We start from the raw sequence: 16972 nt of genomic DNA, 5'->3' as shown, positions 1-16972 counted from the left end.
CAGATCAAAAGGGGCAATCACGCCATGCTGAACGAGAGAAGTCTGACAGTTAACCAGCACTGTGACGACTGTCCGATCCGCCATCGCGCGGTCTGCGCCCGCTGCGAGTCGGACGAGCTCGAGCGGCTGGAAGAGATCAAGTATTACCGCAAGTTCGAGGCGGGCCAGATGGTGATCTGGTCGGGCGACAAGATGGATTTCGTGGGCTCCGTCGTGTCGGGCATCGCGTCCCTGACCCAGACGATGGAAGACGGACGCACGCAGATGGTGGGCCTTCTCCTGCCGTCGGATTTCGTCGGACGCCCGGGCCGGACCAACGCCGCCTACGATGTGGTTGCGACCACCGACCTCGTGATGTGCTGCTTCCGCAAGACGCCGTTCGAGGAGATGATGATGCGCACACCGCATATCGCGCAGCGCCTGCTCGAGATGACGCTCGACGAACTCGACGCGGCGCGCGAATGGATGCTGGTGCTGGGCCGCAAGACCGCGCGGGAAAAGATCGCCTCGCTCCTGTCGATCATCGCCCGGCGCGATGCGACGCTGAACATGCGCGGCAGCGATGCCCCCATCGTCTTCGACCTGCCGCTGACGCGCGAGGCGATGGCCGACTACCTCGGCCTCACGCTGGAAACCGTCAGCCGCCAGATGTCCGCACTGAAGAAGGACGGAGTCATCACGCTGGAAGGCAAGCGGCACGTGACCGTTCCGGACATGGACCGGCTGATGCAGGAGGCCGGCGACGATTCCGACGGTGGCATGCTTGCCTGATACGCTGAGCTTTGCCACCTGCGACGTCTTCACGACACGGCGTTTTGCGGGCAATCCCCTCGCCATCGTCGAGGGGGCGGATGGCCTGAGCACGGCGCAGATGCAGACCATCGCGCGCGAGTTCAACCTGTCCGAGACGATCTTCGTCATGGCGCCCGACGACCCGGCACACACCGCGAAGGTCCGCATCTTCTTTCCGACGGCAGAGATCCCCTTTGCCGGGCATCCGACCATCGGCTGCGCCCTGCACCTGGCGCTGAAGGACGCACCCGAAGGCGCGTTCGAAACCCGCATAGTCCTTGAAGAGGTCGCAGGCCTCGTCCCCGTCGATGTCTGGCGCGACGAGCGTGCCGCGTGGGCCGAATTCCAGGCGCCCGTCCTGCCCTTCGCGCCGGACAAGGGCGAAATCCCCGAGGATGCGCTTATTGGCGAGGCGCTTGGCCTCGCGCCGCAGCAGATCGGCTTCGGCTCGCACCGCCCCGGCCTCTGGCAGGGCGGCCCGACGTTCCTTTACGTGCCGGTCAGCGACATGGACGCGCTGGCCGCCGCCCGACCGCAGGAACCCGCATGGTCGGCGATCACGGACCTCGCCGGCGTCGATTCCGCCTACCTCTATACCCCCGGCACCGCCTGCGATTTCCGCGCGCGGGTGTTCGCGCCGACCGCGGGCATCCCGGAGGACCCGGCCACCGGATCGGCCTCTGCGATCTTCGCGGCGCAACTGAAAGCCAGCGGAGCGCTGGAGGCGGACACAGCGCAGTTCACCCTGCACCAAGGCGTCGAGATGGGGCGCGCGTCGGAAATCGTCCTGACGGTGCATTCCGAGAATGGCGCACCCGGCCGCATCCTCGTGCGCGGCAGCGCCGTCCCGGTCAGCACCGGGCGGATCGTGCCGCCCGACGCATGACGCGACCCATCTCAGGCCGTTTCGGCAAAGACCGTGTCGAAATACCCGTAGACCATGCGCTTCCCGTCGAAGGGCATGGTCATCTCTTCCCAGCGCGGGTCGCTGCCAAAGCTCTCGTGGCAACGCGTCGCCGCTGCCTTGTCGGGGAAGACGACCCACGAGAACACCACCTTCTCGCCCGGCTCCCGCTTCACGGCCATCGGGAAGGAGGTCACCTCCCCCTCCGGCACGTCCTCTTCCCAGCATTCCCAATGCGCCGTGGCGCCGTAATCCCGGAACAGCGGCCAGCTCTTCTCGGCGCTTTCGATGTAGGCGGCCTTGTTCTCTTCCGGCACGGCCACCAGAAACCCCCAGACGTAAGACATGCGATTCCCTCCTGTTGACACGGACCACCTTAGAGGGCATTAAGTTGATATCAACATGAAACAGCCGGATCACCAGCTTCCCTATGCGACCACCCTGGAGGTGCGTGACCGCTGCCTCTGTTTCAGGGTGCAGCGCGCGGCCCGCACGCTGGCGCGCCGCTTCGATGCGGCGCTGAAGCCCGTGGGGCTGTCGAACGGCCAGTATTCCCTGCTGATGTCGCTGAACCGGCCCGAGCCGCCGCGCATGACCGACGTGGCCGAGTTCCTTGCCATGGACCGCACGACGCTGACCGCGGCGCTCAAGGTGCTGGAACGCCGCGGGCTGGTGCAGACCACGCCGGACCCGAAGGACCGGCGCAATCGTCGCGTGTCGCTCACCCCCGACGGTCACGCCCTCCTGAAAGAGGCCGCGCCGATCTGGCGGGCAGAGCATGACGCGCTCGACCGGGAACTGGATGCGGACCCGGCCACCCTGCGCGCCATGATCGAGGGGCTGTCCTGAGGCGGTCAGCCCCGCTCGCTCAGTGCGCCATGAACACCGGCAGCGCCGTCTGCTCCAGCATGCTGCGGGTCGCACCGCCCAGGATCGCCTCGCGGAAGCGGGAGTGCCCGTAGGCCCCCATCACCACCAGGTCCGCTTCCACATCGGCGCAATGGCGCAGCAGCACGTCCGATACGCGCGGCATGGTCTTCGACAGCACGTCGATCTCCGGCTTCACGCCGTGGCGCGCCAGGTACTGCGACAGCATCCCGCCCGGGTCGGAGCGGTTCGGCCCGTGCTGCGGCGGGTCGATCACCACCACGTGCACGGTGTCCGCCTGCTTCAGCAGGGGCATGGCGTAGCGCACGGCGCGCAGCGCCTCGCTGCTTTCGTTCCACGCCAGCGCGATCCGCTTGGGGGCGGCGGTCAGCGTGACGCCGCTGCCCGGATTCACGATGACCGGCACCTGCCCGTCGAAGAGCGCCCCTTCCAGCACCGGCTCAAGCTCGATCCCGCAGCCTTCGCCGTAGGGCTTGGGCAGAACCGCAAGGTCCGAGAACCGCGCACGTGCCGCGACGATTCGGCCAAGGTCGGCCAGCTGCGCCACGCCGTGATCGACCGCCCAGCGGACGTCGGTCCTGCCCAGCGCCTTGCGCGCCGCGGCGGCAAGGCTTTCGCCCTCCGCGGACGCGCGGCTCAGGGTCTCCTGCAGCACCATCGCGTTGGCGCCAGCGTAGTAATACCCGGTCTGCGTCCGGTCCACGCCGAGGCACAGCACATCGAGATGCGCATCCATCGCGGATGCAAGGTCAGCCGCAGCGGCGATGGTGGGGTCCACGAGGTCCGCGTCGGTGATGACGGTCAACAAAGTCTTGAAAGCCATGATCAGTCTCCTGTCCGATATCCTTTCACCCTAAATGCCAGCGAATTGTCGCACTTTGACGCCGGTCAAGCTATCGCCGCCGATCCATTGATGCAGATCAAGGTCCGGTTTTCCGCCAAACGCCATGAGGGTCCCAGTCAAATAACCGCCCAAGCGGTCTCTCGAATCGTATGGGTCTGACGAAGGGACGAAACATGACCAATTACCTCAAGCTGATCGTGCTTGGGCTGATCGCGATCTTCGCCGCGATCGGGGCCAACTTTGCACGTGATGTGGCTTACCTGGTGCACGCGCTCCTCGTGATGGCGATTGCAGCGGGTCTGTTCGTCTGGGTTCTGCGGAACACGGACGAGCCGGCGAAGCCCATCGATGAAACCCAATACTTCGACGGCGTGATCCGTTACGGCGTGATCGCAACCGCGCTCTGGGGCGTTGTCGGCTTCCTTGCCGGGACATTCATCGCCACCCAGCTGGCCTTCCCGGTGCTCAACTTCGACTGGGCGCAGGGGTACATGAACTTCGGGCGCCTGCGTCCGCTGCACACCTCGGCGGTGATCTTCGCCTTCGGCGGCAACGCGCTGCTGGCGACGTCATTCTACGTGGTGCAGCGCACCTCGGCGGCACGGCTCTGGGGCGGCAACCTCGCGTGGTACGTTTTCTGGGGCTACCAGCTCGTGATCGTGCTGGCTGCGACCGGCTATGTCCTCGGCTCCACCCACGGCAAGGAATACGCCGAGCCGGAGTGGTACGTCGACCTGCTGCTGACCGTGGTCTGGCTCGCCTATCTCGCTGTCTTCGTCGGCACCATCGTGCGGCGGAAGGAACCCCACATCTACGTGGCGAACTGGTTCTTCCTGTCGTTCATCATCACCGTCGCCATGCTGCACGTGTTCAACAACCTCGCGATCCCGGTCTCGATCTTCGGGTCGAAGTCGGTGCAGGTGTTCTCGGGCGTGCAGGACGCGATGACCCAGTGGTGGTACGGCCACAACGCCGTGGGCTTCTTCCTGACCGCGGGCTTCCTCGGCATGATGTACTACTTCATCCCGAAGCAGGCCGAACGTCCCGTCTTCTCCTACAAGCTGTCGATCATCCACTTCTGGGCGCTGATCTTCATCTACATCTGGGCCGGTCCGCACCACCTGCACTACACCGCGCTGCCCGACTGGGCCTCGACGCTCGGCATGGTGTTCTCGGTGATCCTGTGGATGCCCTCCTGGGGCGGCATGATCAACGGCCTGATGACGCTCTCGGGCGCATGGGACAAGCTGCGCACCGACCCGGTGATCCGCATGATGGTGATTTCCGTGGGCTTCTACGGCATGTCGACCTTCGAGGGTCCGATGATGTCGATCCGCGCGGTGAACTCGCTGAGCCACTACACCGACTGGACCATCGGTCACGTCCACTCCGGCGCGCTTGGCTGGAACGGCATGATCACCTTCGGCGCGCTCTACTACCTTGTGCCGAAACTCTGGAACCGCGAACGCCTCTACTCGCTCTCGATGGTCAGCTGGCACTTCTGGCTCGCCACCATCGGCATCGTCTTCTACGCCGCCTCCATGTGGGTCACCGGCATCATGGAAGGCCTGATGTGGCGCGAGGTGGATGCCAACGGCTTCCTCGTGAACTCCTTCGCCGACACCGTGGGCGCCAAGTTCCCGATGTACGTGGTCCGTGCAACCGGCGGCCTGCTCTACGTCGCGGGTGCCCTCATCATGTGTTACAACCTGTACATGACCGCGCGTCGTGCGCCTGCCGTCGAGGCAAGCACCGCCGCCGCTCATGCGACTCCGGCCGAATAAGGAGGACCGGACATGAGCATTCTCAAGAAACACGCCATCCTCGAGAAAAACGTCACCCTTCTGGCGATCTTCGCCTTCCTCGTGGTGACGATCGGGGGGCTGGTGCAGATCGTGCCGCTCTTCTACCTCGAGAACACCATCGAGGACGTCGAAGGCATGCGTCCCTACACCCCGCTGGAACTGGCGGGCCGGGAGGTCTACCTGCGCGAAGGCTGCTACGTCTGCCACAGCCAGATGATCCGCCCGATGCGCGACGAGGTCGAACGCTACGGCCACTACAGCCTCGCCGCCGAAAGCCAGTACGACCACCCCTTCCAGTGGGGATCGAAGCGCACCGGGCCGGACCTTGCCCGCGTCGGCGACCGCTACTCGGACGAATGGCACGTCGACCACCTGCGCAACCCGCAGTCGGTGGTGCCTGAATCGGTCATGCCGAAGTACGGCTACCTCGAACAGCGCATGCTGGACGAGAACGCCGGCCTCGTGTCGGGGATGCTGGCCGCGGCCGACATCGGCGACATCATGAAGACGCACAAGCTGATCGGCGTCCCCTACACGGACGAGATGATCGAGAACGCGGAAAGCGACTTCATGGCGCAGATCGACCCGGACGGCGACTACGACGGCCTGCTCGAACGCTACGGCGAGGCGATCAACGTCCGCAACTTCGACGGCCAGCCGGGCATCTCCGAGGCCGACGCGCTGATCGCCTACCTGCAGATGCTGGGCACGCTGGTCGACTTCTCGACCTTCACCCCCGACGCGCACCGTTAAGGAGACATGGACATGGACACCTATTCCCTCCTCCGCAGCTTCGCCGACAGCTGGGCGCTGCTCGCCATGACCGCCTTCTTCGCGGGCGTGGTGATCTGGGCCCTGCGCCCGGGCGCCCGGCGCGCACAGGACGACGCCGCCAGCATCCCCTTCCGGCATGACGACAGGCCCGCTGCGGCGGACCGGTCCGAGACATAAGGAGGCTCACGCGATGAGCGACGACGAGAAGAAGAACATCAAGCCGGGACACGACTACGAGACCACCGGCCACTCCTGGGACGGGATCGAGGAGTACAACAAGCCGCTGCCGAAGTGGTGGCTGTACACCTTTTACGCCTGCATCGTCTGGGGCGTGGGCTACACCATCGCCTATCCGGCATGGCCGGGGATCACCGGCTCCACGGCGGGTCTCCTGGGCTTCTCCACACGCGCCCAGGTCGCCGAGGAGATCGCCCGCGTCGAAGAGATGAACGGCCCGATCAACGACAAGCTGGCCAGCGTGGAACTGGCCTCCGTCTCCGCCGATCCGGAACTTCAGACCTATGCCCGCAACGCCGGTGCGGCGGTCTTCCGGTCGTGGTGCTCGCAGTGCCACGGCTCGGGTGCCGACGGCGGGTCGGAGCCCAACGGCTACCCCAGCCTTGTCGACGACGACTGGCTCTGGGGCGGCTCGATCGAGGACATCCACACCACGATCACCACCGGCATCCGCCAGCCCACGGACGAGGACTGGCTGCGCCAGTCGCAGATGCCCGCCTTCGGCCGCGACGAACTGCTTGAACGGGACAGCATCGACGCGGTGGTGAACTACGTGATGTCGCTCTCGGGCGAGCCGCGCGACGCCAGCCTCGTCGCCGAGGGCGAGACGGTGTTCATGGACAACTGCGCCTCATGCCACGGCGAGGATGCGACCGGCGACCGCACGCAGGGCGCCCCGAACCTGAGCGATGCGATCTGGCTTTATGGCGGCGATTACGAGTCGCTGCACGAGACGGTCTGGAACGCCCGTTACGGCCAGATGCCCGCCTGGGGTCCCCGTCTGTCCGAAGCGGAGATCCGCGCGGTCGCAACCTACGTGCACGGCCTGGGCGGTGGCGAAGCCTCCGAGTAAACCACTGTTCCAACGCCGATAATCATGAACCCTCCGTCCCCGTGGCGGAGGGTTTTTCCATTCCCGTTTTCGAAAAATTTGGCCGGTATCATTTACCAAATCTCAATCAGCCTCGCCGATATCTCTTCGTCAGGTCACCAGAGTACGTGTCGATGAAACCCATGAACGCCCCTGTCCCGACAGCGCGCCCCCGTGGAACGGAGCTTGTCGAAGCCGTCTTCCAGGTCTGCCATGACGCCGTGGTGTTCACCGATTCCTTCGGTCGCGTGCAGTGGTGCAACCGGCCCTTCGAACGTCTCACCGGCTACCGCCGCGCCGAACTGACGGGCCGCCCGCTCGACTGCCTTTACGGCGAGCAGGAGGAATTCGGCGTCACGCACCGGCTGTCGGGGCCGCGCATGATCGGCTCCGATCACCGGGTCATCACCAGCTACCTGCGCCGCGACGGCTCCCTGATCGAGGCGGAGACATCCGGCTGGACCTTCCTCGCCCGCGACGGGGCGATCCTCGGCCACGTCCGCATCCTCGAGGACCGCACCGCCGTCAACCGGCTGGCCCGCGTCAAGAACAAGCTGTTCGACATCGCCACCGACCAGGCCACCTCCCCCGGTGAAAAGATCGAGGCCATGATCTCGCTGGCCTGCGAATTCCTGCACATGCCGGTGGGGTTGGTGGGCCTCGTCCGCGACGCCAGCCTGCTCGTCCTGCATGCCAGGTCGACGCTGGCACCGATCCCTGTCGGCACGCTCTTCCCGCTGGAGGAAAGCGATTGCCGCATCGCGCTCGCCGGCGACGTCCCGTTCGAGACGCACGGCACCGAGGCGGCACAGGACCACCCCTTGCTGCCGGAGATCGGGCTCAGGACCTACGTCGGCGTGCCGCTGGTCGTCGGCGGCGAAAGGATCGGCACGCTCAGCTTCCTGAACCCGCTGTCGCGGCCGGGTTTCACCATCGCCGAACGGCAGCTCATCTCGGATTTCGCGCGCTTCGCCGCCCAGCAACTGGCGCAGGAACGCCAGATCGCCGCGCTGGAACGCGCCGCCACGCAGGACTGGCTGACAGGCGCGGGCAGCAGCCGTCAGTTCCGCCGCGATCTGGAAAACGTCTTCCGCACCGTGCGGCGCAACGACGCGCAGGCCAGCCTGATCCTGATCGACATCGACCACTTCAAGTCGATCAACGACGACTACGGCCACGACATGGGCGACCGCGTGCTCGCCGACGTCGCCCGCAGACTGGAGGCAGTGATCGGCGCCAACCGCCGTCTCTACCGCGTCGGCGGAGAGGAATTTGCCGTGATCCTGCCCGGCACCTGTGCCGACAGCGCCGCGATCATGGCCGAGCAGATGCGCCAGAGGCTGGCGGAGGCACCCGATCCGGTCTCCGACATGCCTTCCCTCACGGCCAGTTTCGGCGTGGCAGAGCTCGACCCCGACATCACCAGCCAGGATGCCTGGGTGAAATGCGCCGACATCGCGCTTTACGCGTCGAAGAACAACGGCCGGAATCAGGTGACCAGCAACGGCAGCATCGCCGGGGTCGCCCTGCCGGACGAGATCTGGCGCGAAGTGCAGAAAAATCATTCGAAAACGCGCAGGCAGAGCCTCGCGATTTGACTCAGGTCAAGGCCCTGCGCCGCGGCGCGGCTATGATGGACGCATAAGCTTCGGGGCCCTCCCCCCGAACGCGAAACACCCGGCGGCAAGGCCGGATGTATGGCGCCGGTGTCCTGTCCTGTTCGCGCGTTTCCTGGGACACCGGCGTCCCTTTCCCCTTCAGTTCACGCCAGCCGCACCGCCACCGGGCGGTTCTTGCGGCTGGCGCACTTTCACCAGAACAGCAGTCCAGGCACATGCCCCTTCGGAAGCGGGCGGGCCGAGCGGATGCGCCCGTCGCGGGGCACCAGCAAGCGGCTGAGGTAGATGACCGGATCAATCATCGTACCCCCTCCGGGCCCCGGCGTGGTTGCGGAAGGGCAGATCCTCCTGCGTCCACGAAAGCTTCGGCAAAGGCTCGTGCCGGGCCGTGTGCCGGGGCGCGGGCCGCACCTCCTGAAAGGTCGCTATCATTGCGGTGCGTGCAAGAATATTGAACATGTCGCGTCTCCTTTCGTCGCGGTTTCGATACTGAAAACTTGACCCAGGACACCGTTTCATGCGAGCCAGGAATATATTCCTCATGTAAGCCAGACTTGAATATGCATTGGTCCCGCCTGCCCTCCCTCGCAGCCCTCCGCGCCTTTGCCGCCTATGCAGAGACAGGCTCTGTCAGCGCCGCGGGGGACACGCTCAACGTCAGCCACGCGGCGATCAGCCAGCAGCTCCGCGCGCTCGAGGCGCACCTGGGACTCGCCCTTCTCGACCGATCCGGCCGCAAGATGGCCCTCACCGCCGAGGGCGACACGCTGGCCCGCACCCTGCGCGAAAGCTTCGGCCAGATCGCCACCACGCTGGAGGCGCTGACCGGCGCCGATGCCGACCGCCCGCTGCTGATCTCCACGACGCCGACCTTCGCCTCCGGCTGGCTCCTGCCGCGGCTGGCCAGCTTTCGCTCCGAACATCCGGAGATCAACCTGATGATCGACCCCTCCGCCGACGTGCGCGGGCTGGAACCGGGCGGGATCGACATGGCGCTGCGCTACGGCAACGGCTCATGGCCCGGCCTCCAGTCAGAGCTTTTCGTCCGCTCCCCCATCGTGGTCGTGGCCGCGCCGGGGCTGGTGGGCGACCGGCCCATCGAAAGCCCCGCCGACCTGTCGCATCTGCACTGGCTGCAGGAGTACGGCACCAACGAGGCGACAAGCTGGTTCGCCCAGTTCGGGATCGAGCGCGACAGCGGCCTCGGCTTCACCTCCCTGCCCGGCAACATGATGCTCGAAGCGGCGCGGCAGGGTCAGGGCGTGGCGATCCTCGCCCGGGTCTTCGCCGAATCCGACATCGCCGCCGGACGCCTGCGGCTGCTGTTCGAGGACACCCGTTCGAAAGGCTACTGGATCGTCACCCGACCCGGCGTGCCGAGGCCGCCGCTCAAGGCTTTCCTGCGCTGGCTCCAGCGCAACGCCGAGAAAACCTAGATCGCAGATTCAGAAATTGATGCAGGTCAAGGAGGTCGCGGGGCCGGTCTGTGAAAAGGCCACTCAGACAAGCCTTTAACGGAGCGATTCCCCCGTGTCCGACACCCAACCGACCTCCCTCTACGCCGGCCGCGAACCGATCTTCCCGCGCCGCGTCAGCGGAAAGTTCCGCAATCTCAAGTGGATCATCATGATCGTCACGCTTGGCATCTACTACGTGACGCCATGGATCCGCTGGGACCGCGGGCCGCAGCTTCCCGACCAGGCCGTACTGATCGACCTCGCGGGCCGCCGCTTCTTCTTCTTCTGGATCGAGATCTGGCCGCACGAGTTCTACTTCGTCGCGGGCCTCCTGATCATGGCCGGGCTGGGGCTTTTCCTGTTCACCTCCGCGCTGGGGCGGGTCTGGTGCGGCTATGCCTGCCCGCAGACCGTCTGGACGGACCTCTTCATCCTCGTGGAACGCTGGGTGGAGGGCGACCGCAACAACCGCCTGCGCCTGCACCGCCAGAAGAAGCTCGACTTCCACAAGGCGCGGCTGCGGATCACCAAGTGGGTGCTGTGGTTCCTGATCGGCCTCGCCACCGGCGGCGCTTGGGTCTTCTACTTCGCCGATGCGCCGACCCTGCTGCGCGACCTCGTGACCCTGAACGCTCACCCCGTCGCCTACACGACGATGCTGATCCTGACGCTCACCACCTTCTTCTTCGGCGGTTTCGCCCGCGAACAGATCTGCATCTACGCCTGCCCCTGGCCGCGCATCCAGGCCGCCATGATGGACGAGGACACGCTGACCGTCGCCTACCGCGACTGGCGCGGCGAACCCCGCGGAAAGGGCAAGACCCGCGACACCTTGGGCGACTGCATCGACTGCAACGCCTGCGTGAACGTCTGTCCCATGGGCATCGACATCCGCGACGGCCAGCAGATGGAGTGCATCACCTGCGCGCTTTGCATCGACGCCTGCGACGACGTGATGGCCAAGGTCGGCAAGCCGCGCGGCCTGATCGACTACCTCGCCCTGTCCGACGAACCGCGCGAGCGTGAGGGCAACGCCCCCCGCCCGATCTGGCAGCACGTCTTCCGCGTCCGCACCATGATGTACACCGCGCTCTGGAGCCTCGTGGGCATCGGCCTCGTCTTCGCGCTGTTCGTCCGGCCCGAGATCGAGATGACCGTGGCCCCGGTCCGCAACCCCACCTTCGTGGTCCTGTCGGACGGCTCGGTCCGCAACACCTACGATATCCGCCTGCTCAACAAGCACGGCGAGGACCGGCCCTTCCGCATCACCCTGAACGGCAACGAATACCTGCGCATCCAGCTCGAAGGCACCCCCTACGAGACGGTGACCGTGCCCGCGAACGAGACCTACCTGCAGAAGGTCTTTGTCGTGGCGCCGAAAGGCTCCGACCCCGCCGAATCCGAACGGACGGAGTTCCGCTTCTGGGTCGAGGACCTGACCAACGGCGATCGCGCCCACAACGACACAATCTTCAACGGGAGGGTCAACTGATGGCCGATGTCCGCAAGGAATTCCGCCTCACCGGCTGGCACGTGCTGGCAGGCTTCGTCGCAGCCTTCGGGCTCATCATTGCGGTGAACGTCGCGCTCGCCGTCAACGCGGTGCGCACCTTCCCGGGGCTGGAGACCCGGAACTCCTACATCGCCTCGCAGACCTTCGACGTCCGCCGCGCCGCGCAGCAGGCGCTCGGCTGGAACATCTCCGCCACCCACGACGGCGGTCTGCTGGTGCTGAAGATCGTCGACGACAAGGGCGTCCCGGTGCAGGCCGCCAAGATGGAGGTGATCCTCGGCCGTCCCACCCACCAGAAGGCCGACCGCGTCCCGCAGTTCCGCTGGGACGGCACCGCCTACGTCGCGCGCGAGGAGCTGGCGAAGGGCAACTGGGATCTCTGGATCAACGCCACCGCGATGGACGGCACGCCCTTCGAACAACGCCTCGAAATGTATCAGCCCTGAGCCGCGAAAGCCCCCCGTCATGAACGCCACCATGCGCCCGCCCGCCTCTGCCTGCCCCGCCTGCGTCGCCGCCCCTGCGGCCCAGTCGCTGGCCGATCTCGAGGCCCCGAAAGACGCGCATATCGTCCTCTCGCTGCCGACGATCCACTGCGCCGCCTGCATGTCGAAGGTGGAGCGCGCGCTGAACGCCGATCCGCGCGTGCACAGCGCCCGCGTCAACCTGACCATGAAGCGCGTGAGCCTCGCGGGCGACACCGGCCTGACCGCCGACGACGTGATCCCGCTGGTCGAGGCGGCGGGCTACGAGGCGCATGAACTCGACACCACGGCGCTCTCGGCCACCGCGACCGACCGCGCAGGCCGCGACCTGCTGATGCGCCTCGCCGTGGCGGGCTTCGCCGCGATGAACGTCATGCTGCTGTCGATCGCCGTCTGGTCAGGCGCCGCGGGCGAGACACGCGACCTCTTCCACTGGATCTCTGCGCTGATCGTGCTGCCGGCGGTGGCCTTCTCCGCCCAGCCGTTCTTTGTCAACGCATGGCGGGCGCTGGCCGCGCGCGCGCTCAACATGGACGTGCCGATCAGCCTCGCCATCCTGCTGGCTGTCGTCACCTCGCTCTGGGAAACGTCGCTCTCGGGCGAACACGCCTATTTCGACGCGGCCATCGCGCTGACCTTCTTCCTGCTCACGGGCCGCTATCTCGATCACCGCACCCGCTCCGTCGCGCGCTCCGCGGCCGAGGAACTGGCCGCCCTCGAAGTGCCCCGCGCCTGGCGCCTGACCGGGACGGGCGAGGAACAGGTCAGCGTCGCCGACCTCCGCATCGGCGACCTGATCCGCGTCCGCCCCGGCGGCCGCATGCCCGTCGACGGCGAGATCGTGGACGGCACCTCGGAACGCGACCGCTCGCTCCTGACCGGGGAAACCCTGCCCGTACTTGGCACCCCCGGCACCGCCGTCAGCGCAGGCGAGGTCAACCTCACCGGCCCGCTGACCATCCGCGCCAGCGCCGTGGGCCGCGACACCTCGCTCGCCCGCATGGCCGACCTCGTGGCCATCGCGGAATCGGGCCGCTCGCGCTACACCTCGCTCGCCGACCGCGCGGCCAAGCTCTACGCGCCGGGCGTGCACATCCTCTCCGCGCTCAGCTTCCTCGGCTGGCTGGTCTACAGCGGCGACGTGCGCACCGCGCTGAACATCGCCGCCGCCGTGCTGATCATCACCTGCCCCTGCGCGCTGGGTCTCGCGGTGCCCGCCGTGACCACCGCCGCCTCGGGCCGGCTGTTCCGCAAGGGCCTGCTGATCAAGGACGCCACCGCGCTGGAACGGCTGGCACAGGTCGACACCGTCGTCTTCGACAAGACCGGCACGCTGACCGCCGGCACGCCGGAGCCGGTGAACCTCGACGCCTTCACCACGGCCGACCTCGCCATCGCCCACGCGCTGGCCGAAGGGTCCGCCCATCCGCTCTCCCGCGCGCTCACCACGGCGGCCCGGGCGGCGGGCATCGCGCCTGCTCCCCTCTCCGACGTGACCGAGGTCCCGGGCTACGGCACAAGCGGCACCTGGCAGGGACGCCGGGTGCGCCTCGGCCGCGCCGCCTGGGTCGGCGGCGCCGCCACCGACCAGACCGCCGCCTGGCTGCAGATCGGCGATGCGCCACCGCAGGCCTTCCTCTTCACCGACCGCCTGCGCGACGGCGCCGCCGAGGCCGTGGCCGCCTTCCGGCAATCCGGCCTGAAGGTCATCCTGATGTCCGGCGACACCACGGCGGCGGTCGAAAGCCTCGCCGCCCGCCTCGAGATCACCCAGTGGATGGCCGAGGCCCTGCCGCAGGACAAGGCCGCCCGCATCAAGGCGCTCTCCGATCAGGGCGCACACGTGCTGATGGTCGGCGACGGGCTCAACGACACCGCCGCGCTGACCGCTGCGCATGTCTCGATCTCGCCCGCCTCCGCGCTGGACGCGGCGCGCGTGGCCTCCGACATCGTGCTGCTGGGCCAAAGCCTCGCGCCGCTCCCCGAGGCCGCGGCCACCGCCCGCAAGGCCGTGAAGCGCATCCGCGAGAACTTCACCATCGCCACGTGGTACAACATCGTCGCGGTGCCCCTCGCGGTGGCGGGCCTCTGCTCGCCGCTGATCGCCGCGCTGGCCATGTCGGCTAGCTCCATCACCGTCTCGCTGAACGCCCTCCGGCTGCGCTGAGACGCCCCCGAAACGGCCCGAAAGGCACACGACCGATGAATGTCCTCACCTACCTGATCCCGATCTCCCTCGTGCTGGGCGTCGCGGGCCTCCTGTTCTTCGTCTTCACGATCCGCTCGAACCAGTACGACGACCCCGAAGGCGACGCCCAGCGCATCCTTTCGGGCGACTACGACGACCGCCCGAAACAGGACTGACCCGCGAAACGCCCCCCACCCGGGACCGCCCCGCCCTTCATCTTGGCAGAAATACCTCGGGGGAGTCTCCCGGAGGGAGACGGGGGCAGCGCCCCCGCTTCCTGCACGACACTCACCCGGCGAGGATCATGTCCGAGGCCTTCTCCGCCATCATGATGACCGGGGAATTGGTGTTGCCGCTCACGATCCGCGGCATCGCGCTGGCATCGACCACGCGCAGCCCGCCCACACCGCGGAACCGCATCTCGCCGTCCAGCGGCGCACTGTCGTCCGGGCCCATCCGCACGGTCGAAACGGGATGGAAGATCGTCGTTCCGATCTGCCCTGCCGCCTCCGCCAGCTCCGCCGCGCTCTCGAAATCCGGCCCCGGCTTCAGCTCCACCGGCGCGTATTTCGCCATCGGCCCCTGCGCCATGATCCGCCGCGTCAGCCGGATCGCGTCGACGGCCACGCGCCGGTCGCCCTCCGTCGCGAGGTAGTTCGGCGCGATCTTCGGCGCCGTGCGGAAATCGGGCGAGGCCAGCGTCACCGTGCCCCGGCTCTCGGGGCGCAGGTTGCACACACTGGCGGTCAGCGCCGGAAAGTTGTGCAGCGGCTGGCCGAAGGCTTCCAGCGACAGCGGCTGCACGTGGTACTCCAGGTCCGCCGTGGCCAGCCCCTCGCGCGAACGGGCAAAGGCGCCCAGCTGCGACGGCGCCATGGACATCGGCCCGGACCGGCGGAACGCGTATTCCGCCCCGATCAGCGCCTTGCCGAACAGCGAATTGGCCAGCGTGTTCAGCGTCTTGGCCTTCTCCAGCCGCCAGGCGCAGCGCAATTGCAGGTGGTCCTGCAACTCCGCCCCCACGCCCGGCGCCTCCGCCACCACGTCGATGCCGTGTTCCGCCAGCAGCGCCCCCGGCCCGATCCCGGACAACTGCAGGATATGCGGCGATCCGATCGCCCCCGCCGACAGGATCAGGTCAGACACGCAGCGCACCTCCCGCTCCGTGCCGCCCTGCTCGAAGACCACGCCCACCGCGCGCCCCTCCTCGACGACCAGCCGCTTCACATGCGCGCCGGTCTCCACCTTCAGGAAATCCTTGCGCGCCCCGCGCAGGAAGGCCTTGGCGGTGTTCATCCGCCAGCCGCCCTTCTGGTTCACCCGGAAATAGCCCACACCCTCGTTGTCGCCGGTGTTGAAGTCCTCGGTGCGCGGCAGGCCCTCGGCCTCCGCGGCGGCCATCCAGTCGTCCAGCACCTGCCAGTGCAGGCGCTGGTTCTCCACCCGCCAGGGGCCGCCTGCGCCATGGAACTCCGACTTGCCGCCGACATAGTCCTCCGACTTCAGGAAATAGGGCAGCACGTCGTCCCAACCCCAGCCGGTGAGCCCCATCTGCCGCCAGCCGTCGTAATCCGCCGCCTGCCCGCGCAGGTAGAGCATCCCGTTGATCGACGAACAGCCGCCCAGCACCTTGCCGCGCGGATAAAGCAGTTGCCGTCCGCCGAGACCCGGCTCGGCCTCCGTGCGGAAACACCAGTCGGTGCGCGGGTTGCCGATGCAGTAGAGGTAGCCCATCGGGATATGCACCCAGTGGTAGTTGTCGCGGCCCCCGGCCTCCAGCAGCAGCACCCGCCGCCCCGCATCCGACAGGCGCCGCGCCAGCACGCAGCCCGCACTGCCCGCGCCCACCACGATGTGATCCCAATTGCCCTGCATTTCTGCCCCCCTCTCTGCTCCGCCGCCACCTTGGCCCAGCGCGGGGGGCACCGCAATGTCACAGGGGCGCGTGCGTCACGGTCCCCGGGGCACGGGCAGGTCCGGCGACCTTGCGTCCGGGCGGGACAGGCGCCCCGCCTCAGACCGGCAGCGCCGTGGTCTTGAACACCGTCTTCAGCGCAAAGGACGACTGCATTTGCGCCACGCCCGGCAGGCGCGTCAGGTACTGGCGGTGGATGCGGGCGTAATCCTCCGTGTCCTCGGCCACGACCTTCAGGATGTAATCCGCCGTGCCCGCCATCAGGTGGCACTCCAGCACGGCCGGCACCCGGGACACGGCTGTCTCGAAGGCTTCCAGCACCTCGTCGGCCTGCGCCTGCAGGGTGATCTCCACGAAGACGGTGGTCGGCAGCGCCAGCTTGCGCGCATCCAGAAGCGCCACGTAGTCGCGGATGTAGCCCTCCGCCTCCAGCCGCTGCACCCGCCGGTGACAGGCCGAGGGCGACAGGTTGACCTGTTCGCTGAGGTCCGCGTTCGACATGCGGCCCTTGCGCTGAAGCACCCTGAGGAGTCGCCGATCCGTCTCGTCCAGCGCCATATTCGAAGATTCCTCCCGCTTGCCCTGCAAACCGTCGAACAATCGTGCGCGGCGGTGCGCAAAGTTGCCCCAGTCTCGCACCCTTTTGCAAGGCTCCCATGGCATAATTGCGCACCCCAACA

17 protein-coding genes are annotated in these 16972 nt (G+C 67.2%); 13 read left to right on the top strand and 4 right to left on the bottom strand.

All coding sequences use genetic code 11. From position 1 onward, the window contains the following. The first annotated feature begins 24 nt into the window (after positions 1–24). Positions 25–771, top strand: a complete 747-nt coding sequence (gene fnrL / locus QNI11_RS04880) for a transcriptional regulator FnrL (RefSeq protein WP_100927585.1) — start codon at positions 25–27, stop codon at positions 769–771. Further along, a complete protein-coding gene (locus QNI11_RS04875) occupies positions 755–1678 on the top strand; it encodes a PhzF family phenazine biosynthesis protein (protein ID WP_283982535.1) in 924 nt (307 codons plus the stop codon). The genes fnrL and QNI11_RS04875 overlap by 17 nt, the downstream gene beginning before the upstream one ends. Before the next feature lie 11 nt (positions 1679–1689). Here QNI11_RS04875 and QNI11_RS04870 read toward each other — a convergent pair whose 3' ends face one another. Next, complete coding sequence (locus QNI11_RS04870) at positions 1690–2043, bottom strand: DUF1428 domain-containing protein (RefSeq protein WP_100927587.1); 354 nt, start codon at positions 2041–2043, stop codon at positions 1690–1692. Positions 2044–2098: 55 nt separating this feature from the next. Here QNI11_RS04870 and QNI11_RS04865 point away from each other — a divergent pair, with 55 nt between their 5' ends. Then, positions 2099–2545 (top strand): MarR family winged helix-turn-helix transcriptional regulator, encoded by a 447-nt coding sequence (locus tag QNI11_RS04865; protein ID WP_283982534.1) that lies wholly within the window; start codon positions 2099–2101, stop codon positions 2543–2545. 19 nt (positions 2546–2564) lie between these two features. Here the strand turns inward: QNI11_RS04865 and QNI11_RS04860 are convergent, their stop codons facing one another. After that, positions 2565–3407: a universal stress protein gene (locus QNI11_RS04860; protein ID WP_100927589.1), complete on the bottom strand. Its 843-nt coding sequence runs from the start codon at positions 3405–3407 to the stop codon at positions 2565–2567. A 194-nt stretch (positions 3408–3601) separates the two neighbouring features. Between QNI11_RS04860 and ccoN the strand changes: the two genes are divergently transcribed. From ccoN to ccoS, 10 genes are all read left to right on the top strand, one after another. Continuing rightward, positions 3602–5212, top strand: coding sequence for a cytochrome-c oxidase, cbb3-type subunit I (ccoN, locus tag QNI11_RS04855; protein ID WP_100927590.1), 1611 nt, complete (start codon positions 3602–3604; stop codon positions 5210–5212). Positions 5213–5224: 12 nt separating this feature from the next. Then, on the top strand, positions 5225–5986 hold the full coding sequence (gene ccoO / locus QNI11_RS04850) for a cytochrome-c oxidase, cbb3-type subunit II (RefSeq protein WP_100927591.1): 762 nt from the start codon (positions 5225–5227) through the stop codon (positions 5984–5986). 12 nt (positions 5987–5998) lie between these two features. Then, complete coding sequence (locus QNI11_RS04845; protein WP_100930831.1) at positions 5999–6184, top strand: cbb3-type cytochrome c oxidase subunit 3; 186 nt, start codon at positions 5999–6001, stop codon at positions 6182–6184. 13 nt (positions 6185–6197) lie between these two features. Further along, positions 6198–7097, top strand: a complete 900-nt coding sequence (gene ccoP, locus QNI11_RS04840; RefSeq protein ID WP_100927592.1) for a cytochrome-c oxidase, cbb3-type subunit III — start codon at positions 6198–6200, stop codon at positions 7095–7097. 152 nt (positions 7098–7249) lie between these two features. Next, positions 7250–8713 (top strand): diguanylate cyclase, encoded by a 1464-nt coding sequence (locus tag QNI11_RS04835; protein WP_283982533.1) that lies wholly within the window; start codon positions 7250–7252, stop codon positions 8711–8713. Positions 8714–9294: 581 nt separating this feature from the next. After that, positions 9295–10170, top strand: a complete 876-nt coding sequence (locus QNI11_RS04830; protein ID WP_100927594.1) for a LysR substrate-binding domain-containing protein — start codon at positions 9295–9297, stop codon at positions 10168–10170. A 94-nt stretch (positions 10171–10264) separates the two neighbouring features. Further along, complete coding sequence (ccoG, locus tag QNI11_RS04825; protein ID WP_283982532.1) at positions 10265–11683, top strand: cytochrome c oxidase accessory protein CcoG; 1419 nt, start codon at positions 10265–10267, stop codon at positions 11681–11683. Next, positions 11683–12150, top strand: coding sequence for a FixH family protein (locus QNI11_RS04820; protein ID WP_100927596.1), 468 nt, complete (start codon positions 11683–11685; stop codon positions 12148–12150). Before ccoG ends, QNI11_RS04820 begins: the two co-directional genes overlap by 1 nt. 19 nt (positions 12151–12169) lie before the next feature. Further along, positions 12170–14356, top strand: a complete 2187-nt coding sequence (locus QNI11_RS04815) for a heavy metal translocating P-type ATPase (RefSeq protein WP_283982531.1) — start codon at positions 12170–12172, stop codon at positions 14354–14356. A gap of 35 nt (positions 14357–14391) precedes the next feature. Continuing rightward, positions 14392–14553 carry a cbb3-type cytochrome oxidase assembly protein CcoS gene (gene ccoS / locus QNI11_RS04810; RefSeq protein WP_100927598.1) on the top strand — a complete coding sequence of 54 codons (162 nt, stop codon included), beginning with the start codon at positions 14392–14394 and terminating at the stop codon, positions 14551–14553. A 112-nt stretch (positions 14554–14665) separates the two neighbouring features. Here the strand turns inward: ccoS and QNI11_RS04805 are convergent, their stop codons facing one another. Both QNI11_RS04805 and QNI11_RS04800 read right to left on the bottom strand, forming a co-directional pair. Further along, complete coding sequence (locus QNI11_RS04805) at positions 14666–16252, bottom strand: GMC family oxidoreductase (protein ID WP_283982530.1); 1587 nt, start codon at positions 16250–16252, stop codon at positions 14666–14668. A 139-nt stretch (positions 16253–16391) separates the two neighbouring features. Continuing rightward, on the bottom strand, positions 16392–16850 hold the full coding sequence (locus tag QNI11_RS04800; protein ID WP_100927600.1) for an Lrp/AsnC family transcriptional regulator: 459 nt from the start codon (positions 16848–16850) through the stop codon (positions 16392–16394). Positions 16851–16972 lie beyond the last annotated feature (122 nt).

It is taken from the genome of Sagittula sp. MA-2 (genome assembly GCF_030126985.1).
Classification (GTDB): domain Bacteria; phylum Pseudomonadota; class Alphaproteobacteria; order Rhodobacterales; family Rhodobacteraceae; genus Sagittula.
This window is presented reverse-complemented; position numbering and strand designations above follow the sequence as displayed.

Excerpts from the sequence above, each read along its gene's own strand:
- fnrL (WP_100927585.1), top strand. The coding sequence starts at position 25 with ATGCTGAACGAGAGAAGTCTGACAGTTAACCAGCACTGTGACGACTGT.
- QNI11_RS04870 (WP_100927587.1), bottom strand. The coding sequence starts at position 2,043 with ATGTCTTACGTCTGGGGGTTTCTGGTGGCCGTGCCGGAAGAGAACAAG.
- QNI11_RS04865 (WP_283982534.1), top strand. The coding sequence starts at position 2,099 with ATGAAACAGCCGGATCACCAGCTTCCCTATGCGACCACCCTGGAGGTG.
- QNI11_RS04860 (WP_100927589.1), bottom strand. The coding sequence starts at position 3,407 with ATGGCTTTCAAGACTTTGTTGACCGTCATCACCGACGCGGACCTCGTG.
- ccoN (WP_100927590.1), top strand. The coding sequence starts at position 3,602 with ATGACCAATTACCTCAAGCTGATCGTGCTTGGGCTGATCGCGATCTTC.
- ccoO (WP_100927591.1), top strand. The coding sequence starts at position 5,225 with ATGAGCATTCTCAAGAAACACGCCATCCTCGAGAAAAACGTCACCCTT.
- QNI11_RS04845 (WP_100930831.1), top strand. The coding sequence starts at position 5,999 with ATGGACACCTATTCCCTCCTCCGCAGCTTCGCCGACAGCTGGGCGCTG.
- ccoP (WP_100927592.1), top strand. The coding sequence starts at position 6,198 with ATGAGCGACGACGAGAAGAAGAACATCAAGCCGGGACACGACTACGAG.
- QNI11_RS04835 (WP_283982533.1), top strand. The coding sequence starts at position 7,250 with ATGAAACCCATGAACGCCCCTGTCCCGACAGCGCGCCCCCGTGGAACG.
- QNI11_RS04830 (WP_100927594.1), top strand. The coding sequence starts at position 9,295 with ATGCATTGGTCCCGCCTGCCCTCCCTCGCAGCCCTCCGCGCCTTTGCC.
- QNI11_RS04820 (WP_100927596.1), top strand. The coding sequence starts at position 11,683 with ATGGCCGATGTCCGCAAGGAATTCCGCCTCACCGGCTGGCACGTGCTG.
- QNI11_RS04815 (WP_283982531.1), top strand. The coding sequence starts at position 12,170 with ATGAACGCCACCATGCGCCCGCCCGCCTCTGCCTGCCCCGCCTGCGTC.
- ccoS (WP_100927598.1), top strand. The coding sequence starts at position 14,392 with ATGAATGTCCTCACCTACCTGATCCCGATCTCCCTCGTGCTGGGCGTC.
- QNI11_RS04805 (WP_283982530.1), bottom strand. The coding sequence starts at position 16,252 with ATGCAGGGCAATTGGGATCACATCGTGGTGGGCGCGGGCAGTGCGGGC.
- QNI11_RS04800 (WP_100927600.1), bottom strand. The coding sequence starts at position 16,850 with ATGGCGCTGGACGAGACGGATCGGCGACTCCTCAGGGTGCTTCAGCGC.